This is a genomic window from Ereboglobus sp. PH5-5 (assembly GCF_029504805.1).
GTDB lineage: Bacteria > Verrucomicrobiota > Verrucomicrobiia > Opitutales > Opitutaceae > Ereboglobus.
In genome coordinates this window covers 24,725-47,953 of sequence record NZ_JAQFIT010000002.1, presented here as the reverse complement: position 1 = coordinate 47,953, position 23,229 = coordinate 24,725, and the positions used below count along the sequence as shown (strand labels likewise).

Genomic DNA, 23,229 nt, shown 5'->3' with positions numbered 1-23,229 from the left:
TTTCAAAATTATAATATATAAAAAGGTAATTCAAGAAAGGGCGCGCCTGTTCGCGGACAGGCGCGCCCTTTTTGTGTATAATACCATTTGCGAATAAGTTTTATTCTTTGGGCGCCGTCAACAGTGGGGGGCATGCCTCCCGTAATTCCCGGACGCGCTTACCAAAGTCTGCGATAGCCGAGGTTGATGGACCAGGGGCGGTCGTAGTTGGATGCCTTGGCGTATTCGTAATCGAAGTAAGCCTGGCTGATGTCGTTGATGCGATACATCACGCCGATGCCCGCCTCGAAACGGCAGCCGTCGTAGTCGGTGCCGAGGGTTTTGCCATGCGCGCGGATTTTGCCGCCGCTGCTGTCGACTCCAACAACGGCGAACTTGCCGTAGGGATGCCAGTTGGTGTTTTTGAACTGGCGCCCGCCGCGCACACGCGCGCGGTATTGGTAGTTTGTCGACGAGGCAACCGACACGCCGATGGCGCGCTGGACATCGGTTGCGGCGGTCGAGTAATCGGCGCTGTTGATCCAGAGCACGGAAACTTGGACGGCGGGTTCAATCCACCAGCCGTTGGATTGCATGAGCAGTTTGCCGGCCTCGAGGGAAAGGCCTTGCGCCTTGGAGGTGTATTTGCCGCGGGTGATGGCGCCGTTGTGGGCGCGTGCCTCGAACTCATTGTCGTAACGGTCGATTTTGGCGACCATGTCGGCAAACCAGCCTCTGTCGTTGATGAGCGTCGCGTAGAGGCCGAAGCCGACGCTGTCGGTGTCGCCGTTGCCGTGATTGTCGAAGTCGCGATTGACGCCGCCCATGTCGAGCAGCGCGCCGGCGAGCACGCGGCCCGCGGGGGTGTCAAAGCGCTTGTCGGCGCCGATATTCACACCCCAGCCGTATTGTTTGAAGCCGAGGCCGGAGAGTTCGTTGTTAGCGTTGAGGCGGTAGCCGCGCGAGCGAACCCAGAGGTTGCCGTTGTCCGCCGTGGCGAGGCCTTTTTGATTTTCCCACCGCAGTTCGCCCATGCGCAGATACAGGCTGTCGAGCGAGTAGTTCCAGTCGAGGGCGAGGGTGGCGGCGGTGTTGAGGATGGCGTCGGCGGCGTGCGAGAGGCCGGCGTCGGTGAGATACCATTTGCGGGTGTCGGGGATGTAAACGGAGCCGTCGCCTTGGAGGAGTTCGAGTGTGGTGAGGGCGTGCTCAAGTTTGCCGCCGGGGTTGGCGAGGACGAACTGCGCGGAGCCGTTTTCAATGGTGACGAGTTCGATGGCGGTGTTGATGACGGAGATGTCGCCGGTGGCGTTGACGTAGATGTTGTGCCTGCCGGCGCCGGCATCGGTGATGGTGAGCGCGTTGGCGATGGTGCCTGCGGGGGTGTTGCCGGCGGTCGCGGCGGAGAGGTCGGCATTGAGGACAAAGTTGCCCGTGCCGTGGCCGAGCGCGGCGATGGTGGCGGTGCCGGTGGCGGTCGCGAAGGTGATGGTGCCGCTGTTCATGTGGACGGCGCCGAGCGAGATGCCGTTGGCGCCGAGGCGCAGGTTGCTGGGCTGGTCGAGCGCGACGGTGAGGGTGTCCGCAATGGCGTTGGCGCGGGTGACGAGGAGGTCGGCGCGGGTGAGCGCGAGGGTGCCGGTGCCGCGCAGGGTGTTGGCGAGGGTGCCGGCGGCGATGTCGCGCATTTCGTAGGTCGCGGCGGCGTTGATGCCGATGGTGGCGTCGCCGAGGTTGTCGGTGCGCGTGGCGGTGAGGCGTCCGGCGTCGATGGTGCCGGTGCCGTGGAAGTCCGCGCCGGAGGCGGCGAGGGTGAGCTCGCCGGTGTTGGTTTTTGCGAAGAGGCCGTCGCCGGAGAGGGCGTTTTGCAGGGTGCCGCTGTCGGCGGCGGCGATGTCGAGGTGGAGTGTGCCGGAGAAGGCGATGGCGGCGGAGCCGAGGCCGGCGGGGTTGGAGAGGCGCGCGGTGGCGTTGGCGTCGATGATGGTGGAGGCGGCGAAGTCGGCGTTGGCTCCGGTGATGTCGAGCGTGCCGCCGGCGATGTTGAGCGTGGCGGTGTTGGTGCCGGCGAGCGCGCCGTCGATGGCTCCGCCGGCGGTGATCGCGAGCGAGCCGGAGTTGAGGTTGAGGAGTGAGCCGGCGGCGGTCGTGATGGTGGTGACGGTTTGCGTGTGGGCGTCGAGGTCGAGCGCGCCGTCGGCGAGGATGTCGAGCGGGGCGGCGGCGCCGAGGACGTTGTCGGCCTTGGCGATCACGGTGCCGGTGGTGATGATGCTGGCGCCGGAGTAGCTGTTGGAGCCGCTGAGGGTGACGCTGGAATCGGGCGCGGCGTAGGTGACGCCGCCGAGGCCGGTGATGTCGGCGGAGAGGGTGGTGTCGGTTGCGCCCTCGGTGGTGAGGGCGAGTGTTTCGCCGGCTTGCACGTCGAGGGCGGTGAGCACGTAGTCGTAGTAGAGGCCGGCGGGCATCGCGCCCGTGCCGGTGTAGGCGGCCGCCTCGGTGCCGCTGACGGTGAGCGCGGTGTAGTCGTAGATGGCGTGGACATTTCCGTAATCGACAATTTGCCCGTTGGAGAGCGAGGTGCCGTCGGCTTGCTTGATGGCGATTTTGCGCTGGGTGGGATCGTCGAGCGCGCCGGCTTCGACGAGGAGCGTGGCGTTGTTGGTGATGTTGTCCTGGTCGAGGAAGTTTTTGTTGGTGCCGGTGCCGATGGCGACGGAGCCGGATGAGGTGTAGTTTTTAAACACAACCGTGCTGGCGGTCGTGTCGCTGACGGCGAGGGTGCCGACTTTGAGGACTTGCTCGGGCTGGACGCCGTTCATGTCGAGCCAGAGCGCGCCGCCGTTGAGGTCGAGGGCCTTGATTTGGCGTGTTTCGTTGTTGGCGTGGAGCGCGCCGCCGGCGTTGAGTTGCAACGCGGCGTTGACGAGGACGTCAGTGTTGGCGTTGGTGCCGAGTGTGAGCACGCTGTTCGTGAGCGAGACGGTGCCGGAGAAAGGGCTGGGGGGCTGAAGGACTGAAGAGCTGAAGGAGAAGTCGGCGCCGGAGGTGTTGATGGCGAGAACGCCTTCGCCGGAGAGCGCGTGCTCGAAGGTCGTGGCGATGGTTGCCAGTTTGGCGTTGGATGCGATGACGACTTGCGCGGTGGCGCCGCCGATTTGGTTGTTGTTGTCGATGTCGGCTGTGCCGGTGACGGTGAGCGTGCCGGTGAATGCGGTGTTGTCCCCGCGCAGGCTGACGTTGCCGGTGGCCAGGTTCACGCCGGAGCCGCTGATGGTGTTGGCGTAGGTGCCGGTGCCGGCGAGGTTGAGGGTGGCGTTGTTGGACACGGCGCCGGTGCCTGTGCCGAACAGGTTGGCGAGTGTGAGGGTGCCGCCGGTGATGGCGGTCGTGCCGTTGAAGGCGTTGCTCGATGTGATGCGCAATTCGCCGGATCCGGTTTTGACGAGTTGACCGTTGCCGGTGAGGGCGTTGCCGGAGCCGAGCTCGACGAGGGCGGCGTTGCTGGCGGTAAAGATGCCGGCGATGGCGAGGCCGGCGTCGGCGAGCTGGTTTTGCGCGGTGGCGATGAGTTGCGAATCGGCGGCGATGTCGAAGACGCCGGCGTGGCCGGTGTTGTCGGCGGCGAGCGTGACGGTGGAGGTGCTGGCGAGGGCGACGGTGCCGGTGCCGGCGATGGATTTGGTGAGCGTGCCTTGGGCGTTGCTGAATTCGAGGAGGCCGGCGTTGGCGATGAGGCCGGTGGATCCGAGGCCGTCGGTGTTGTCGAGGCGCGCGGTGCCGGTGGCGGCGATGGTCGCGGTGGCGGTGAGGCCGGTGTTCGCGCCGCGGATGTCGAGGAGGCCGCCGTTCAGGATGAGGCTGCCGGTGCCGGTGAGCGCGCCTTCGCTGATGCCGCCGTTGGTGATGACGAGGGCGCCGTTGGAGAGGGCGAGGGTGGAGTTGGCCGCGCCGCTGAATGCGCCGACGGTCTGCGAGTGGCCGGCGAGATCGAGGGCGGCGTTGGCGGCGATGTCGAGGAGCGAGGTTTTGCCGAGGGCGGTTGAGGAGATGAGGATCACGGTGCCGCTGGTGATATGGGTGGCGCCGAGGTAGTCGCTGTTTGCGTTGCCGACGAGGGCGGTGCCGGTGATGGCGAATTGGTAGCCGCCGTTGCCGGTGAGCGCGGCGTCGAGGGTGTCGGAGGTCGCGCCGGCGTTGGAGAGGAGGATTTGCGTGCCGGTGCCGGCGATGAGTTGCGAGAGGCCGTAGCCGACATGGAGACCGTTGTTGGTGGCGCTGGCGCGGTAGTTGTAAACGGCGGTGCCGCTGACGCCGCCGTCGGCGGCGAGGATGGTCACGTTTTGCGCGAGCTCGGGGGCGGCGATTGCGGAGCCGTCGTGGTTGGTGAGCGTGACGTTGCCCGCGCTGCCGACGAGGGTGGAGGACTCGACGACGTGGAGCTGGTAGCGCGTGGCCGAGCCGGAGTCGGAGAAGAAGTTGCTGTGCGGATCGATGGCGGTGTTGAGGGTGCCGGTCAGGCCGATGGCGAGGGTGCTGGTCGCGGCGAGGTTGAGCGTGCCGGTGACGAGCGTGCCGGAAAATTGGTTGATGTTGGAGCCGGGCGCGGCGGCGATTTTGAGGACGCCGCCGTTGAGCGTGAGGTTGCCGATGGTGGCGTTGGAGAGCACTTCGGCGACGCCCGCGGAGCTGACACGGAGGGTGGCGTTTGCGAGGGCGGCGACGTTGGCGTTGGCGGCGTCGAGTGCGAGGTAGCCGCTTTGGAGGTCGAGGGTGCCGGTGAAGCCGGTGGTGTCGGCGGCGTTGGCGAAGGCGAAGGTGCCGGTTGGATCGGCGAGGCTGGCGGCGAGCACGCCCGCGCCGCCGAGCGTGCGGGCGAAGGTGGTGTCGCTCGTGGTGAGCCAGCCGCCGGCGGCGATGTCCACGGTGGCCGCGGCCGCGCCGAGGTTGGCTTCGTTGGCGATGGAGGCGGTGCCGCCGGAGACGATTTGCCACGCGCCTGCGAAGGTGTGCGCGCCGGCGTCGGTGGCCGCGAGGGTGACGGCGCTGCCGGAGATGATGGCGGTGGTGGTGGCGTCGCCGGCGATGTTGTTTGTGAATGTGCCGCCGAATGCGAGGTTGAGCGTGGTGTCGGCGGCGAGGGTTATGTTGCCCGTGCCGGTGGCGGCGTGGTGCGCGAGCTTGAGCGCGCCGCCCTCGACGACGGTGGTGCCGGTGTAGGTGTTGCTGCCGCCGAGGACGAGCGTGCCGCCGTGGATTTTGTGGAGGTCGGCGGTGCCGGTGAGTCGGGTGTTGATGGTGGCGGTGATGGCGGAGTCGCTTGCGTCGCCCGAGCCGACAAGGATCGAGGCGGTGCCGGAGACGGGAGTGAATGTGAGGGTGCCGTCGTTGAGCACGTAGTCGCTGACGAGGAATTGCGCGCCGCTCAGCGTGACGTCGCCGAGGGTGTTGCTGACGGTGACGGGACTGCCGATGACGGCGTCGGGGCCATAACCGAAGACGGCGAACTTGCCTTCGGTCCATGTCTTGTTGCTCACGCCGCCGTTGACGGTCCAGTTGGTGTTGCCGCCGGCGGTGCCGGTGTCCCAGATGCCGTTGCCGCCTTCGATCTGGTTGTTTGAATGATTGAGATCTCCGTCCCAATAGACGAGGTCGGAGCCTCCTTGAATGAGGTTTACCTGATGGGCGGTTGCGAAATCGACCAGGAGGTCATTGGTGCCCAATCCGCTGCCGGTTGAATCGTTGAGTGCGTCAAAGCTGATCGTGCCGCCGCCAAGCAGGTCGCCCGAATAATTGATGAGGCGGTAGACGCCAATGCCGAAGCCGGTTTGCGCGGTGACGTGCAGGCTCGTCGTGCCGGTGAGGGTGAGGTCGCCGGTGACGTTGATCAGGTCGCTGGTGCCGTCGGCGAGCCCGTCCACCGCGTTGGGCGTGCCGAGCTTGAGGTGGAGGAGCGAGCCGTTGGCGAGCGAAAGGCCGTTTAGGATGGTGAGCGTGCCGGTGGCGGCGAGGTTGCCGGGGGAGAGGGTTGCGCTTGTGGCGAGCGTGACGAGGCCGGCGAGGGTGCCGGTGCCGGCGAGGGTTGAGTTTGCCGCGACAATTGTGTTCACGCTGGAAAGGTGTCCGCGCAGGTCGAGCTTTCCGCTGTTCACAAAAGTCGTCCCGGTGTAGGTGTTGCGCGCCCACAGGGTCAAGGTGCCCGCGCCGGTTTTGATGAGATTCACGCTGCCATCGGCCGCCGAGATGGAGTCTGCCTTATTGGCGATGGAACTGGCGTTGCCGATGTTGGCTGTCGCGTTGGCGCCGATGTCGAAGACCATGCTGCCGCTTGCGATGTAGAGGAAGCCGCCGGAGTCGTTGTCGATCGCCTTGTTGTTGGCGGCGGAGAGGGTTTCGTTCGCCCCAACCTCGAGGGTGATGTTGCCGCCGGCGTAAATCGCGCCGCCTTTTCCTGCCGCCGCGGTGTTGCCGGAAAAGGTGCCGGAGCCGAGCGAGAAGCCGGCACCGGAGTAAATTGCCCCGCCGGAGCCGCTGGTGGCGGTGTTGCTGGTGAACACAAGATTGGCGCCGGTAATGGTGCCGCCTGCGGTGTTGTAGATGGCGCCGCCGGAGGTGCCGGCCACGTTGCCTTCGAATGTGATGTTAGTGCCGGTGAAGGTGCTGTTGTTATTGTTATAGATCGCACCGCCTGCGTTGGCAAAATTGCCGGACAAGGTTGTTGAAAAGAGGGTGACCGTGCCGGTGGCTGTATCGCTGTAAATCGCGCCGCCTGCATTCACCGAGGAGTTGCTGATAAAAAGCAGGTTGGAGCCTGTGAAGGCACCTCCGTTGACCACGGCTCCGCCGAGATTGCCTGAATAGTTTTTGGAAAAAGTTGACGAGGTCACGACGGATGTGGCCGGAAAGGCTCCAACTACATAAGTGAACAGGGCGCCGCCATAGGACGAGGCTGTGTTGCTGACAAAGAGCAGGTTGGAGCCGGAGAAGGTGCCGGTGTAGTTTGCAACCGCTCCGCCATAGCCGGCGTAATTGCCCTCAAGCGTGCTTGATGCTAGGTTGATAGTTCCATAGGCATTTCTCATATAAATGGCCCCGCCGAAGTAGACGGCAGTGTTGCTGGTGAAAAACAGGCCGGAGGCGCTCAAGTTGCCGCCGTTGTAAATGGCGCCGCCATAGTATCCGGAATAATTGCCGGTGAATGTGCTTGAGGTGAGGATGTTGGAGTTTGAACCGAGATACAACGCGCCACCCGAGGCACCGCTACCTGTGCCGTTGGCCCTGTTGTTTATAAAGACAAGATCCTCGCCGACAAACTGGGTTCCGGCATATATGGCACCGCCAGAAGACGTGGTGGCGGTATTGTTCTTGAAGGTGCTCGATACAAAGGTATCGATGCCGCTTCCTCCCGCGCCGTAATAGGCACCGCCTGCGACGGCGGTGTTGCTGATAAAAACGAGGTTGGTGCCAGTGATCACACCTCCGTCGGTTGCGCGGATAGCTCCGCCGTTGGCGACAACAGAACGGTTGCCGATGAAGGTGCTCGATATGAGAACCATGTTGACTTTCCGGTTGTAGATCGCGCCACCGTTGCCGTTACCGCTACTGCTGCCGGCTGCAGTGTTGCTGACAAACACAAGATCCGTGCCCCAAAAGCTGGAAGGTCTTCCTGCGTTATCGATATAGACAGCACCCCCCCCGCCTTTTGTGGCGACGTTGTTCAGAAATGTTCCCGATGTCAAAGTGAAGGTGGCCGACCTGTTGGCAATGGCCCCGCCAGTGCTGGCGGTGTTGCTGATGAAGACGAGTCCCGTGCCAGTGAAGATGACCGTTCTGACGTCGAACCCGTCGTTGACAAGCGCACCGCCCCAGTTGTTGGCCGCTTTGTTGCCGGAGAACGTGCTTGTCACCAGCAACATTGTTCCTGTGTTAAAAACGGCTCCGCCACGATATGTGGACGAGTTATTGTCGAACAAAACGTCGGTGCCGGTGACAAGGCCCGCGTTCATGATCGCACCACCTCCATTGTAACTGCTTTCGGTCAAACCGGCGAACGTGCCCGAGGAGACGTCTCGCGTTTGACCGGAGGTAATGTTCAATCGAGTAGTGTAGTTGGCCGCCGGCGCGCCCGTCGGGAGCGCCAGGCAAAGACATGCGACAATGAGCAACTGTGTTGCGGGAAAAAGGAGGGAAAATGACTTTTGGTTCATCTTTTTTGTCTACTTTGAAAAAAATAAGGACAGTTCGATTGTCGTGGCATATTTCAGAAGGGACATTCAGCCCAAGGCGGCATCCTGCCATTAAAATGGTCTAAACGATTAAACGACCTGCGTTCTGTGTGGTTTTTTGGGGGGGAGTTGAAAAAATCTTTATTCGTTTTGAGTGAATGCCATGGGGGTGTTTTCCGGATTGCCCGGGCGAATGTGCCTTTTGGGAGAGACGGCTGAATTGCTAAATGACATAGACCAACCAAGAATTTGTTAGAGTATGGTTATTTTATTTATATGTCAATATGACGGTGATTTTAATAAATTTTTTTAATAATTCATTGCCCTGAACGTCGTTTTTTTAATTTCAGACGCTTTTATGCGAAGTTTTAATAACGAGCACTCGTCCTGTGACATCGTGTTTTATTGGACAGTAGCATAATTTTACTGCGCCCCGCTTGCGGGACATGGCAGGCAGGGGCGGTTGAGATAATTTGGTATATTCGATTTGTATCGTCGCTTAGGAGACTGGTTGAATCTTTCGGATGTGCCGGGGCAGTCATGATCTCTCCAGACGTTTCTGTCCTGATAAAAGATATTTGTGCGCAATAAGTTACGCCCGCGAAAACTTCGCCGCGAAATGTGTCGTGAACGAAAGAATTGTCCGCATTTTTTACATGTTCAAAATTGCGGACAAATACCCCGTGTCGTCCGACACCGACGGACGTCGATCACGGGTTCAAACCCGCGTCATGCATCCGGCATCGCCGGGTTGGGGCTGAACGGCTGTGAAATACCCACCTGATTCGCGCGCTGAAGATGTCGGATGCGCGGGCGCTGGCCATGAAGGCGTTGACGCAGGAGCGCGCGGTGAGAATCACCTCGCTGTGCAGCGCGTTTTACAACGAGCACATGGCGGAGTGGGCGCTCCCAGGGGTCAATACCGGTAGTGCTCCGGTTTGTAGGGGCCGTTCACCGGGACGCCGAGGTAGGCGGCTTGTTGCTTGGTGAGCTTGGTGAGCTTGACGCCGATTTTTTCCAGGTGCAGGCGCGCGACTTCCTCGTCGAGGTGCTTCGGCAGGCGATACACTCCGACTTCGTAACGGTCGCGGTTTTGCCAGAGGTCGATTTGCGCGAGCGTCTGGTTTGTGAAGCTGTTTGACATCACGAAGCTCGGGTGGCCGGTCGCGCAGCCGAGGTTCACGAGGCGGCCTTCGGCGAGGAGATAGATGCTGCGTCCATTCGGGAATACGAACTGGTCGTATTGCGGCTTGATGGTGATGCGCTTCACGCCTTTCTCGGCGTAGAGGCGGCTGACTTGGATTTCGTTGTCGAAGTGGCCGATGTTGCAGACGATGGCCTGGTCTTTCATCCGCTTCATGTGCTCGAGCGTGATGACGTCGCGGTTGCCGGTGGTCGTCACGTAGATGTCGGCCGTGCCGAGGGTGCTTTCGGTGGTGTTGACCTCGAAGCCTTCCATCGCGGCCTGGAGGGCGTTGATGGGGTCGATTTCGGTGACGATGACGCGCGCGCCGAAGCCGCGCAGGGAGTGGGCGCAGCCTTTGCCGACGTCGCCGTAGCCGCACACGCAGGCGACTTTGCCGGCGATCATGACGTCGGTGGCGCGCTTGAGTCCGTCGGCGAGGGATTCGCGGCAGCCGTAGAGGTTGTCGAACTTGGACTTGGTCACCGAGTCGTTGACGTTGATGGCGGGGACGCGGAGGGTTTTCGCGTCGAGCATTTGGTAGAGGCGGTGCACGCCGGTGGTGGTTTCCTCGGAGACGCCGCGCCATTCGGCGGCGATGGGGCGCCAGAAATTTTTGTTCGTTTTGTGAACGCGCTTGAGGAGGTTTTTGATGACTTGCTCCTCGTGCGAGGCGGAGGGGGTGTTGACCCAGTCGGAGCCTTCCTCGAGTTCGCAGCCTTTGTGGATGAGGAGGGTGGCGTCGCCGCCGTCATCGACGATGAGTTGCGGGCCCTTGCCGCCGGGGAAGGTGATGGCGCGCAGGGTGCAGTCCCAGTAGTCCTCGAGGGTTTCGCCTTTCCATGCGAAGACGGGCACGCCGCTTTTGGCGATGGCGGCGGCGGCGTGGTCTTGCGTGGAGAAGATGTTGCACGAGGCCCAGCGAACGCTGGCTCCGAGGTGCTTGAGCGTTTCGATGAGCACGGCCGTCTGGATCGTCATGTGGAGCGATCCCATGATGCGCACGCCGGCGAGCGGTTTTTTGGCGGACGCGCCGTATTTTTTGCGGATGGCCATGAGGCCGGGCATTTCGTGCTCGGCGACGGAGATTTCCTTGCGGCCCCAGGGGGCGAGCGCGATGTCGCGGACGTGATACTTGGACGTGATTGAGAAGGCGGGCTTGGACATGATTTTTATTTTGGATTTTCGATTTTGGATTTTGGATTGGGAACCACCGCTCCGAAGGATTTCCGGATGACGCTTGAGCAACCCCAAATCCAAAACTCACTTATTTGACGGCGGCGCGGAGGGCGGCGGTTTTGTTGGTTTGCTCCCACGGGAGGCCGGCTTTGCCGAAGTGGCCGTAGTTGGTTGTCTCGCGGTAGATCGGGCGCAGGAGGTTGAGTTGCTTGATGATGTCGGCGGGTTTGAAGCTGAAAACTTTTTGGACGGCGCGGGCGATTTTTTCGTCCCCGACTTTGCCGGTGCCGAAGGTGTCAACGAACACGCTGACCGGGTGCGGGTAGCCGATGGCGTAGGCGAGCTGGAGCTCGGCGTATTTGGCGAGGCCGGCGGCGACTATGTTTTTGGCGGCCCAGCGCGCCATGTAGGCGGCGGAGCGGTCAACTTTCGAGGGGTCCTTGCCGGAGAAGGCGCCGCCGCCGTGGCGGCCCCAGCCGCCGTAGGAATCGACGATGATTTTGCGTCCGGTGAGGCCGGAGTCGCCTTGCGGGCCGCCGACGACAAAGCGGCCCGTGGGGTTGATGAGATACTGGGTGTTGCCGTTGAGGAGGTCGGCGGGGATGACTTTGCGGATGACGTTGTCGATGAGGGCGGACTCGATTTGCGCATGCTCGACGTCGGCGGTGTGCTGCGTGGAGATGACGACGTTGACGACTTCGACGGGGCGGTCGTTTTCGTAGCGGATGGAGACTTGCGATTTGGCGTCGGGACGGAGCCACGCCCATTTTTTGCCGCCGGTTTTGCGGATTTTGGTGAGTTCGCGTCCGAGGCGGTGGGCGAGCATGATGGGGAGCGGCATGAGCTCGGGCGTTTCGTCGCACGCGTAGCCGAACATGAGCCCCTGGTCGCCGGCGCCTTGCTCGGCGGTTTTCTTGCCCTTGGCTTTGCGTTTGTCGACGCCCTGGGCGATGTCGGGCGACTGGCTGGTGAGGTAGTTGTTGATGAAAACGGTGTCGGCGTGGAAGACGTCGTCTTTGTTTGTGTAACCGATTTCGCGGATGGCGTCGCGGACGATGGTTTCGTAGTTGAGCCTGGCCTTGGTGGTGATCTCGCCGGCGAGGATGACGACGTTGGACTTGACCATGGTTTCGCAGGCGACGCGGGAGGTTTTGTCCTGGGCGAGACAGGCGTCGAGGACGCTGTCGGAAATATAGTCGGCGACTTTGTCGGGGTGCCCCTCGCCAACGGACTCGGATGAGAATACGAATGTTTTAGCCATGATAGAAATGAGAAAAGTTGCGCAAGAAGGTGCGGCGTTTTCGTGGGAGCGCAAGGCAATAGCATCAACGTATGCGGATTCCGTGATGCGTTTTTGATGAGTGAAATTTCCCATGTCATCTTACTCGCTGTAAACGGGACTGTCATTTTTGCCGCGCCACAACGAAGACGGTAAAAAACACCGAATCATGCATGGCGTTGAACCCATCCCATGCAAAAAACAAAAACAGCGGATGATGCTCGAAGCGCGTGCGCAGTTCGAGAACGCGCGCCGGTTAGCTTTTCACCGTTATCAATTCGCACGATACCGCGCGTTTGGTTGCGGGGTCGAATGTCACCAGCGCGGCTGACATGCGCACATCGCCCTCGGCCACTTCGAAGCGGCGCGGCATGCCGTCGAGGAAGCGTCCGAGCACCGGTTTCACTTCGCGGCCCAACACCGACGCGTAGGGGCCGGTCATTCCCACGTCGCACATGAACGCCGTGCCGCCGGGCAGCACGGATGCGTCGGCGGTGGGGACGTGCGTGTGCGTGCCGAGCACGGCGACGGCGCGTCCGTCGAGATGCCAGCCCATCGCTTGTTTTTCGGACGTGGCCTCGGCATGGATTTCAACAAAGACACCGTCGGTTTTGTCCTCAAGCTCGCGCAGGACGCGCTCGGCACCGAGGAACGGGCATTCGGCTTTCATTCCCACGAACTGGCGGCCAAGCATCGTCGTCACGCCGAGGCGGAAACCCCCGGCTTCGAGGATGACATATTCGCGTCCGGGACACGCGGCGGGAAGGTTGGCGGGGCGGCAAACGCGGTCGAGCGCGCCGATATCGTGTTCCCAGCCTTTTTGATCCCACACATGGTCGCCGAGCGTGATGGCATCCACGCCCGATGCGAGGAGTGTTTTGGCGATTGCGCCGGTGATGCCCGAGCCGGCGGCGGAGTTCTCGGCGTTGGCGACGACAAAGTCGATGGCGCGCTCGGCGCGCAGCGAGGCGAGTTTTTCAATCACAATTGCGCGCCCGGGTTTTCCGACGATGTCACCAATGAAGAGAAGTTTTAACATGGGGGAAAACATGCGTGAGAATCGGCGTAAATCGATTCAAATCGATTTGAGTCGATTTACGCCGATTCCCTCGCAAAATAACCAATATTTTACCCATGATTCCCATCACCGACCTCGCACGTTCAATCGGCATCAACCAAGACCACCTCTCGCTTTACGGCAACGACAAGGCGAAGGTTTCGCTGGCAGCGCTCGACGCGGCGCGGGCGCGCCGTCCGAAAAACGGGAAACTTATCCTCGTTTCGGCGATCACGCCGACCCCCGCGGGCGAGGGCAAAACGGTCACGTCGATCGGGCTCGCGCAGGGCATCAAAAAAACCGGGCGCTCCGCCGCGCTGGCGTTGAGGCAGCCCTCGATGGGGCCGGTGTTCGGGCGCAAGGGCGGCGCGGCGGGCGGCGGACTCAGCACGGTGCAGCCGGCGCGCGAGATCAACCTGCACTTCACGGGGGATTTTCACGCGATCACATCGGCGCACAACTTGCTCGCGGCGGTGATCGACAACCAGCTCCATTTCAAACAAACGCGACTCGCGCCGGAGGGCGTGCTTTGGAAGCGAGTGCTTGATTGCAATGACCGCGCGCTGCGCTCGATTCGCACGGGAGTGGACTCGGCGACGGAGCGCGCGGGCGGCTTCGACATCACGGCGGCGTCGGAAATCATGGCGGTGCTTTGCCTGTCGGAATCGCTGGCGGATTTGCGCGCGCGGATTGACCGGCTTGTTGTCGGTTTCACCGCGGAGGGCGAGCCGGTGCGCGCGTCGGAGTTTCGCGTCACGGGCGCGATGTGCGCGCTGTTGCGCGACGCGTTAAAACCGAACCTCGTGCAAACAGCCGAGGGTGTGCCCGCGTTTGTGCACGGCGGGCCGTTTGCGAATATCGCGCACGGATGCAACTCGGCGCTGGCGACGCGCATGGCGCTCGCGCACGCGGATTACGTGGTGACGGAGTGCGGATTCGCGTTCGACCTCGGCGGGGAAAAATTCATCGACATCAAATGCCGCCAGACGGGACTCGCGCCGGACGCGATTGTGCTCGTGGCGACGATTCGCGCGCTCAAGATGCACGGTGGCGTGGCGCTTGCCGATCTTGAGAAAACGGACGTGGCGGCGCTCACCCGGGGCCTTGAAAATCTTGCGGCGCATCTCGACGCGGCGAGGAGCTTCGGGCGCCCGGTGACGGTGGCGATCAACCGCTTTCCCGCCGACACGCCGGAGGAGTTTGCGGTTGTTCGCGAGTTCTGCGCGGCGAACGGCACGGGGTGCGCGCTCTCGGATGTGTTCGCGCGCGGAGGCGAGGGCGGGGTGGAGCTGGCGAACGCGGTTGTGGAATCAATCGCCGCGGCGGAGAAAACCCTGTCGCCACTGGAGTTCGTTTATGCGGATTCGATGCCGGTGCGTGAAAAAATCGGCGCGATCGCGCGGCGAATCTATGGCGCGGACGGGGTGGATTTCCTGCCCGAGGCGGAGCACAGGCTTGCGTTGTTCGAGACGGCGGGGTTTGGCGGGCTGCCCGTGTGCATGGCGAAGACGCAAAACTCGATCAGCGATGACGAGAAGAAGCTCGGACGTCCGCGCGGGTTCCGCATCACGGTGCGCGATTTCGAGTTGGCGGCGGGCGCGGGATTTATCGTGGCTCTCACCGGCCGGATGATGCGCATGCCGGCACTGCCCAGGGTGCCGAGCGCCGAAAAAATCGACGTGTCGCCCGACGGCGAAATCACGGGAATATCGGGCGCGTAGCACGGTCCGCCAGTTCTCCGGCGCGCCTGTTTGACGGGCGTAAATCAATAAACGCGAACGAATCATTGAATCCGCGTCCTTATTTTCCTGCCAAAAACTCATGAGGAGAATGAAAATCAACAAAACTCGGCCCATCCCCATTTTCATCCCTCCATTTTTATCCCTCTAAAAAAAACTACGACGCCAGATTGGTAGTTTTTAAGACGCCAAAAAAGTTCGTAACATTTCAGGTGTCGGATGCACGCTCGATCCTGCTCAGAGTTTTTATGACCTTAGAAACATTACCATTAAATGGTAATGGATTTATATATAATATTTTTAATCCGGCTGCAGTTTTATATTTAATTATTAGTGACCTGAATTTTAAAGAGGCCCCAAATCGGTAATGCTGTTTTTTCCAACCTTGTTTTACGCTGATTATTTCATTCAAAGAGATTGCTGTTTTTCGATACAATCCATCTCGATACTCTAACTGCTTTTCGGAGATTTGTATCCGGAAGCCTAAAAGCCAAAATCCCCACAGCAATGAAACGACAAAGCATATTATGGACATTGGTGCATATCCATTCAATCGACCAACTTTTTGTAAGCACGCAATTGCAAGAAGTCCCCACGGCCCTGATAACACCAAATATCCAAATAAGTTTGCTTTATAATTCAATGGCTTCATTTAGGGCAAAAAAGGGGCCGAGTATTGTTGATTTTCATTGCTTGTGCGCGGCGTGGGCGTGAGCGCGCGGCGGGGATGAGTGCCGTTGTGGGCATGGCGGGGAGGAGGCATTCCTGCCGCCGACCTTCCCATTTTCGTGTGGATATTATTTGAGGGAGGTGCCCGAGGATGACGGCCCGGAAGAGGGGAGCGTGATGGCGGGGATTTCCGACGGTGTCGCTGCGGGAGCCGGGGCGGGGGCGATGCCTGTTGCGGGAATGTTGCCGGCGGGTGCCGATGCGTTTGCCGGGGCTTCCATGAAGGTGATGCGGTTTAGGAAATCGTTGAGGCGCCTGCGAAGGACGGCCTCCTCCTCGGTGACGGTTTTGTTGTAAGTGCTGTGCTCGAAGATGCGCTCGGCGAGCTCGATGCTGATCACGTAGATGTTGCCGTTGTTTATGAAGATGAAATTGCCGCGCTTGGCGACGTGGCCCGACTTGGGCGGAAAAACAAAAACGCGATGGGCAAACGCGGAGCCGTTGGGCAGGAGCAGTTGCGTGAAGAGCGTGCCGCCTTGCGTGCCGTTGATGAAGCGGGCGTTGGGCTCGGTGCTGGTGCCGGGGACGTTGCGGGTGAAATCGCGCTGGATGAATTGCTGGAAAAACCACACGAGGAATTCCTTGCGTCCGCGCTTGGTTTCCTCGGCGCGCAGCTCGTCGTTCATGCGAAAGCAGCCGATGGTCGCGTGCTCGCCGTAGTCATCCTGGAAGGTGACGGTGTTTGGCGTGTCGTTTATCTGGCCGCCGAGCTCGGGGAGCACGGGGATGGTGACGCGGAAAAAACCGGTGGACGAGGTGTATTGGTCGTTCTCGACGGATCCGTAAATGTGATACTCCTCGTCGTCGCCGTAATATTCCTGGCCATCTGCAAATATGCCGGGCGCGGCGGCCTCCTGCGCGTGCAGCGCGGGCGCGGCGGCAAAAACGAACAGGGAAAAAAGGGCCGGCGGCACGGCGGTTAGTTTTTTCAGGTAGGATGTCATGTATGTGTGTGTGCGACCGGACGAGGGATTATGGTGCTTCGGAAAATAAGGGCGCATTTATAGATTTAAAATCGGAGGAGTTTCAAGCGCGAGTCTGCGGCGGCGGATTTGCGGGGAAATGAGTCCAGAGTTCGGGCGGGATTTCCTCGGGGCGGCTTTTGGGGGTGAATTGTCCCGCGGTCGCGAGATAATCGAACCAGTCGCCGCGCGCGCCGTCCGGCAGGCGGTCGCGAAGCAGCGCGCCGAGTTGTTTGCGGCGTTGCTGGAAACAGGCGCGAATGGCGGCTTTTGTTTCAGTCGCAAAAATAAAGGGGCGCGGCTTGCGCACGAGGTGGAGCAGATACGACTCGATGTCGGGGCGCGGATAAAAGCAGGCGGCGGAGACTTTGTGGCCGGGCGCGATGTCGTAGGCGTTTTGAAGAAAGATGGAGATGGCGCTGTATTGTTTGGTGCCGGGCCCGGCGGTGTAGCGTTGCGCGGCCTCCTGCTGGAGCATGAGCACCATGCGTTCGGGCAGCGGGCCGGAAAGAATCGCATCCATCCACGGGGTTGAGATGGCGTAGGGGAGGTTGGCGACGACTTTGATGGAAGGGGCTGAATGGCTGAATGGCTGAAGGGCTGAATCCAATCCGGCGAGGGGGTGGTCGAGGGCGTCGCCGTGGATGAGGTGGAATGTTTGGGGATGCTTCGGAGCGAGCGTGGAGGCGAGGTGGGCGTGGAGCGTGGTGTCTTTTTCGACCGCGTAAACGTGAGCGCCGGTTTCGAGCAGGGCGTTGGTGAGCGTGCCGAGGCCGGGGCCGATTTCGACGACGGTGTCGGCCGGGGCGATTTGGGCGAGTTCGAGGGATTTGCGCACAATGTTGCCGTCAACAAGGAAGTTTTGCCCGAGAAAGCGCTTCGGGTTGTGGCCGAGCGAGGCGAGAAGTTCGCGTGTGGCGGAGGGTGTGAGCGGCATGCGGGAAATTTGGATTTGGCGGATTGTAGCTTCGCCCGGAACGATTGCGCGCTGCCGTGCGGTTGCGAAAACGAAAAAGAATACGGGCGTGATTGTTGGCCGAGTGCGCGGCGTGTTGCACGCGCAAAAGTTGTCGTCAACATCGCGATCCGCGGCCAAGCTCCGCGTTTTCAAAATGATCCCGCCGTTCTCATCACTGTTGAAACCGCGTTTGCTGCCGTGGCTGTTTTTGCCGGGCGGGGTGCTGGCGCTTGTCGCGCAGTCGTGGCCGGAGCTGGCGCGCGCGCTGGTTTACGACCGCTTGGCGATCATTGCGGGCGAGTGGTGGCGGATGTGGACGGGGAATTTCGTGCATTTCGGTTGGGTGCATTTCGCGCTGGATACGGGGCTGTATTTTTTGATCGGGTGGGCGCTGGTTTACCGGTATCGCTGGTGGCTGAACGTGGGCTGGCTCGTGCTGATGCCCCTGGCCGTGACGACAACGATTTTTATTTTTGACGCGGACATGATTCGCTACGGCGGGTTGTCGGGCGCGAACGTGGGCTGGCTTGTGATGCTTGCGTTTTTGGGCTGGCAGCAATCGTGGCGCGACTGGTTTTGGCCGGTGTTTCTGGGCATCCATGTGGCGGAGTTGATTTACGAGGCGCGGCTCGGCGGGCGCGGGGGCGGCATGATCAAGTTTGACGATCCCAACATCCGCGTGGCGACGATTGCGCACATCGGCGGCGCGGCGTTCGGAATCGTGCTTTGGGGCGTGGTGAATCTGTTGCGCAAGCATGTGCTGACACCGGAGGCCGCCGCTGACGATGCCGCGGAAAAAAGGCCGGCGGCGAGCCCCGGGGGGCGCGCGGGTTCGCGGGACTGAGCCGGGCTGTTCCTTGGTGTTGCGCTTCCGCGTCATTTTGGGCAAGGGTGGCTGTTTATGAAACCCACGTTACTCGTTCTTGCCGCAGGTATGGGCTCCCGTTTCGGGGGGCTCAAACAGATCGCCCCCGTCGGTCCGTCGGGCGAAACACTTTTGGATTATTCGGTTTTCGATGCGATCCGGGCGGGATTCGGGCGCGTGGTGTTTGTCATTCGCCGCGATTTTGAGGAGGTTTTTCGCGCGCAGGTCGGCGCGAAGTATGACGGGCGCATCGAGGTGGGGTATGCGTTTCAGGCGATGGACGATTTGCCGCCGGGGTTTGGAGTGCCGTCATGGCGCGCGAAGCCCTGGGGCACGGGGCATGCGACTTGGTGCGCGCGCGGCGAGGTTCGGGAGCCTTTCGCGGTGATCAACGCGGATGATTTTTACGGCGCGGACGCGTTTCGGAAGTTGACCGGGTTTTTGACGGCGGCGAGCGAGGGCGAGGCGGCGCTGGTGGGGTTCAAGCTGTCGCGGACGCTTTCGGAAAACGGCACGGTGTCGCGAGGCATGTGCGAGGTTTCGGCGGACGGATGGTTGCGCGATGTTGTCGAGCACACAAAAATCGCGGCGGCGGAAGTAGGGGGAGGGGAGGGGAAAAAGTATTCCGGCGACGAAACGGTTTCGATGAATTGCTGGGGCTTTTTGCCGGGATTTTTTGACGCGCTGGAGGGGCAGCTCACGGCGTTCCTGCGGCGCGATGAAACTTACGCTGAGGGAAGCCAGGATGAGTTTTATTTGCCCGCGGCAGTCGCGGCACTGGTCGGGCGGGGCGGGTTGCGCGTGCGCGCGTTCACGGCGGACAGCGATTGGTTTGGCATAACGTATCCGGCGGACAAGCCCGGCGTGGTCGCCTCGATTCGGGAGCTCGTGGCTCGAGGCGAGTATCCGGGGACGCTGTTTTGATTTTGCCCGCTTTTCGGTCTTTTCAAAGGGCCGTTCTCACGTATTTTACACGCTTTTCCATTTGCATGCCCACTATCCATGAGCCGACCAAGCGCCCAAACTAAACGATTGCAACAAATTGACGGATGGGTGTTTCCGTATGTCTGCGCCTGTTTTACCTTTTGGCGCTGGCTCATGGATTTGATTTTCAGGCCCGACATAAAAACGGAGCCCAAGAGCATTATTTTTCTGAAACTCGCCGAGCAGGGCTCGACGGTTCTCGCAAACGAGGCCATCCGGCAGGCCGTCGCGAAGGTGGGCAGGGAGAACGTTTTTTTCCTCATGTTCGAGGAAAACCGGTTCATCCTTGATGTGATGGACCTGATTCCGCGCGAGAATGTGCTTACGATTCGCACGAAGTCGGCGGTGTCGATGGTGACGAGCTGCCTTTCGCGTTTGCGGGAAATCCGCCGTCGCAAAATCGACGTGTGCATCGACATGGAGTTTTTTGCGCGCGCGTCGGCCATCATCGCCTACATGATGGGCACGCGGATGCGCGTCGGTTTTCACTGTTATTTTGGCGAGGGGCCGTATCGCGGAAATCTGTGCACGCATCGCGTGTTGTATAATTCGCACATGCACGCGTCGAAGACGTTTCTTTCGCTCGTGCGCGCGCTCGACAACGATCCCGGCGCGTTTCCGACGTTTGGATTCGCGGCGCCCGCGGAGATGTCGCTCGCGCATTTCAAGCCGGAGGATTCCGAGCGCGAGGAGGTTGCCGCGATGCTTCGCGAGCTCGCGGGCGCGGACGCCTCCGGACGCACGCGCCGCGTCATTTTGCTCAACGCCAACGCGAGCGACCTGATGCCCCTGCGCCGATGGGAAAACTCGAACTATGTCGCGCTCGCGCGGCGGCTTTTGGAAACGCATTCCGATGTCGCGATTGCGTTCACCGGCGGCCCCTCTGAGGCGGAAAAAATCGAAAAACTCGTCGCCGAGGTGAATGACGCGCGCTGTTTCTCGCTCGCGGGCAGGACGACGCTGCGCCAGCTCCTGATTGTCTACGGACTGGCGGAAATTCTCGTCACCAACGACAGCGGCCCCGCGCATTTCGCGGCGCTCACGCCGGTCGATGTGGTTGTGCTGTTCGGTCCCGAAACGCCGTTGCTCTTCGGCACGCTCAGCCCGCGCAATCACAACATCTGGCTCGGCCTCGCCTGCTCGCCGTGCATCAACGCGTGGAACAACCGCCAGACCGCCTGCAACAACAATCTCTGCATGAAAAACATCCCTGTGTCGCAAGTGTTCGACACGGTTTGCTCCGTATACAAACAACGCACCGCCCATCTTCAATGAACGACAAATCATCCCGCAAGTTCCCGGAACATACGCGCAGCCTCAAGAGCGCGCCCGCCGCCTCCGGTTCCGCAACCGCCGCGCCCGAACCGTTGCCGACGCCGGTCGTGAAGCACGACTGGCACAGGATTCTGCTCTACGCGGCGATCATCGTGGCGACGGGTTTGTTTGTGGCGTCGCCGGCGTTTCACGGCACTTGGCTCTGGGACGACGACCAGGAGATCACCGCCAACCCCGCGCTCAGCAGCGGTCTTGCCGGACTGAAGATAATCTGGAAGGGCGATGTCGGCGCCGACTACCTGCCGCTCAAGGCGACGATCCTCTGGCTCGAGTGGCAGCTCTGGCAATACGACAACAGTTGTTATCATATTATAAACTCGATCTGGCATGTGATAAACGCGCTGCTGGTGTGGCAATTGCTTTCATTATTAAGAATAAGGTGGGCGTGGATAGGCGGGCTTTTGTTTGCGATTCATCCCGTGCTTGTCGAGTCGGTGGCGTGGGTGTCGGAGCAGAAGAACACAATTTCGCTCATATTCATGCTGCTCTCGGCGATCACGTTTATAAAATATCACGAGGGGGGAAAGACGGGGAATCTTGTGGCGTCGCTGGTGTTGTTCGCGGCGGCGTTGCTGAGCAAGAGCGCCGTCATCGTGCTTCCTTTCGCGTTTGTATTGTATAAATGGTGGAAGGACGACAATTTGGAGCTTCGGGACACCCCTGTTTTCATGGCGCTTGCCTCGTTTTGCGCCGCTGTTGCTTGCGGCACAATCGTCGCCATGAGATGGCTGGTGGGGGCCGAGACCATAAGCTCGCAAGCCAACTCAACAAGCTCGCTGATAAAGGAAATCATAGCGCCCTCCGGGAGCCTGAAATTCGCGGCCGGCATGCTTGTCGCGCTTGGCATAACGTGGGGGCTTGTCCAGCTGTGGAACAAGCGGAAAGGCCCGCAATGGCGCTCGGTGAGGCACCTTGTGCTCAGCACCGCGCCATTTTTTGCCATGGCCATAATAGTCGCGCTTGTCACCGTTTATTTTCAGCACAAGAACGCCATCGGCGCGGAGGTCATTCCGGTGGGCGGCTGGTGGTCGCGCATCGTGATCGCGGGCGCGGCGATTTTCTTCTATTTAAAACAGTGCGTGTGGCCGTTCGATCCGTATCCCCTGATGCCGATTTATCCGCGATGGGAGGTGCCGGAAAACCCGCCGCTGTGGATGTTTTTGCCTTGGGTGGCGTTTATCGCGCTGGTGGTTTTATTCTGGGTTTATCGCAAAACTTGGGGAAAACACCTGATACTCGGCCTCGGCTTTTTCTTCGGGTTCCTCGTGCCGGTGCTCGGATTTGTTGACATGTCCTACATGCGCATCACCTGGGTGGCCGATCACTTCCTGTATATATCGGTCATCGGCGTGATCGGGTTGATGATCGCGGGCGCGGCGAAACTATACGATTGCGTTTCCGACAAGGGCAAACCGTGGGCGATGGGCGCGGGCATCGCGGCGCTGGTGCTGGTGGCCTTCAACGGGAATTTATACAGCGACGTGTTTCTGAACGAGACAAACATGTGGCGCTACACACTTTCAAAAAATCCGGACGCGTGGCAGGCGCACAGCCGCTATGGCAAGGTGCTGCTCGACAGCGGCAATCGCGACGCGGCGTATTATCACATACAGCAGTCCAACCGCCTGCGCCCCGATCTGGCCGAAACGAATAACAACATGGGCGTGCTTCTCCTCCAAAAAGGACGCAATGCCGAGGCGCTTCCGTATTTCCGGCGCGCGATGCGGCTCATGCCGATCGGCGCGTTCATGGTGAATTATGCCAACGCGTTGACACAGGTTCAGCAGGGCGCCGAGGCCGCGCCAGTGTATGAAAAAATATTCAGGGCCGAGAGCGGTCCCAAATTCACGCAGATGTTGCGGGAAAGGGGCTACCAGACGCTGCAACAGCTGCTCTCCGAGCAGGGTAATGTGACGATTGGCGACTTGGTCAACAGCCCTGACGGCGCGGCGCTGGGCAAACTGTTGAAAACCAAATGCGGCGACTCCCATGAACGCGTGCTCGGTTTGAAAGGCGGCGCGGCGATTGAGGAGCTGATCAAGTTGCGCGTCAGCGATCCGCTCGACGATTTGCGCAAGGCCAGGACCGTGGACACGCTCGAAAACCTGGTCAAGGAGGAGAGCGGGGCGGCTCTCGAAAAACGGCTCGCCGAAAAAGGAATCCTCAACGACCTGCTCAAGCTCGACGCCGCCGGTGAGTTCAGGAATATCTTCACGCTCAAGGGCAGCGCCGCCTATTTGGCGTTGCGCAAAATGCGGGGCAGCGACGCCTACGAATCGATGATCCTCGACATGCGCGACGAACCGCTTGCGCACTTGCTCGAAATGCGCGGAGGCGACCTGTTCGCCAAATTGATAAAGGCGGACCAGCGCGAGGCGCTTTCCCTGCTGCGCCAGATGAATGGAACCGAGGTGTTCGACGTCGTGTGCGAGATGATGGGCGGCGACCCAATGACGCGGTTGCTGAGTCTCGACGGCGGCAACGCCATCTTGCTGACAAACTATGGTGTCGCGCTCATGCAGGCGAACCGTCGCGACGACGCCATTCTCGCGTTGCAAAAGGCGCTGAGGATCAACCCCAACCTCGCGGACGCGCGCCGCAACCTGGAGGTTGCCCTTGGCAAGGCCCAGCCGCAGCCCGCCCAGCAGCAGGACCTGCGCTTCCCGATGTCGAACGTGCCGGGCAGCGCCGGCGTGCCGCTGCAAATCCCGTCGATCTTCCTTAATAAATAAGCGCGGCAATTAAAACCAGGCAA

The 23,229-nt window shown here is 60.8% G+C and carries 12 protein-coding genes; 5 read left to right on the top strand and 7 right to left on the bottom strand.

The window, feature by feature from the left end:
• Positions 1-158: 158 nt before the first annotated feature.
• From M2103_RS01390 to M2103_RS01375, 4 genes are all read right to left on the bottom strand, one after another.
• Entirely contained in the window at positions 159-8,186 is an 8,028-nt protein-coding gene (locus M2103_RS01390; protein WP_277508261.1) for an autotransporter outer membrane beta-barrel domain-containing protein, read from the bottom strand.
• A 934-nt stretch (positions 8,187-9,120) separates the two neighbouring features.
• Entirely contained in the window at positions 9,121-10,554 is a 1,434-nt protein-coding gene (gene ahcY / locus M2103_RS01385; RefSeq protein ID WP_277508260.1) for an adenosylhomocysteinase, read from the bottom strand.
• Between the two features lie 100 nt (positions 10,555-10,654).
• Complete coding sequence (gene metK, locus M2103_RS01380) at positions 10,655-11,827, bottom strand: methionine adenosyltransferase (RefSeq protein WP_277508259.1); 1,173 nt, start codon at positions 11,825-11,827, stop codon at positions 10,655-10,657.
• A gap of 274 nt (positions 11,828-12,101) precedes the next feature.
• Entirely contained in the window at positions 12,102-12,884 is a 783-nt protein-coding gene (locus M2103_RS01375; RefSeq protein ID WP_277508258.1) for a TIGR00282 family metallophosphoesterase, read from the bottom strand.
• 77 nt (positions 12,885-12,961) lie between these two features.
• On the opposite strand from M2103_RS01375, the gene M2103_RS01370 reads away from it, so the two are divergent.
• A complete protein-coding gene (locus M2103_RS01370) occupies positions 12,962-14,623 on the top strand; it encodes a formate--tetrahydrofolate ligase (RefSeq protein WP_345783532.1) in 1,662 nt (553 codons plus the stop codon).
• A gap of 226 nt (positions 14,624-14,849) precedes the next feature.
• On the opposite strand, the gene M2103_RS01365 is transcribed toward M2103_RS01370, so the two are convergent.
• The 3 genes from M2103_RS01365 to rsmA form a co-directional block, all read right to left on the bottom strand.
• Positions 14,850-15,293 (bottom strand): hypothetical protein, encoded by a 444-nt coding sequence (locus M2103_RS01365; RefSeq protein ID WP_277508257.1) that lies wholly within the window; start codon positions 15,291-15,293, stop codon positions 14,850-14,852.
• 145 nt (positions 15,294-15,438) lie between these two features.
• On the bottom strand, positions 15,439-16,314 hold the full coding sequence (locus M2103_RS01360; protein ID WP_277508256.1) for a hypothetical protein: 876 nt from the start codon (positions 16,312-16,314) through the stop codon (positions 15,439-15,441).
• A gap of 82 nt (positions 16,315-16,396) precedes the next feature.
• On the bottom strand, positions 16,397-17,269 hold the full coding sequence (gene rsmA / locus M2103_RS01355) for a 16S rRNA (adenine(1518)-N(6)/adenine(1519)-N(6))-dimethyltransferase RsmA (protein WP_277508255.1): 873 nt from the start codon (positions 17,267-17,269) through the stop codon (positions 16,397-16,399).
• 175 nt (positions 17,270-17,444) lie between these two features.
• On the opposite strand from rsmA, the gene rrtA reads away from it, so the two are divergent.
• From rrtA to M2103_RS01335, 4 genes are all read left to right on the top strand, one after another.
• Entirely contained in the window at positions 17,445-18,134 is a 690-nt protein-coding gene (gene rrtA / locus M2103_RS01350; protein ID WP_277508253.1) for a rhombosortase, read from the top strand.
• A gap of 57 nt (positions 18,135-18,191) precedes the next feature.
• Positions 18,192-19,079 carry an NTP transferase domain-containing protein gene (locus M2103_RS01345; protein WP_277508252.1) on the top strand — a complete coding sequence of 296 codons (888 nt, stop codon included), beginning with the start codon at positions 18,192-18,194 and terminating at the stop codon, positions 19,077-19,079.
• Positions 19,080-19,253: 174 nt separating this feature from the next.
• Entirely contained in the window at positions 19,254-20,414 is a 1,161-nt protein-coding gene (locus M2103_RS01340) for a glycosyltransferase family 9 protein (RefSeq protein ID WP_277508251.1), read from the top strand.
• Positions 20,411-23,206 (top strand): tetratricopeptide repeat protein, encoded by a 2,796-nt coding sequence (locus M2103_RS01335; protein WP_277508250.1) that lies wholly within the window; start codon positions 20,411-20,413, stop codon positions 23,204-23,206. The genes M2103_RS01340 and M2103_RS01335 overlap by 4 nt, the downstream gene beginning before the upstream one ends.
• Positions 23,207-23,229 lie beyond the last annotated feature (23 nt).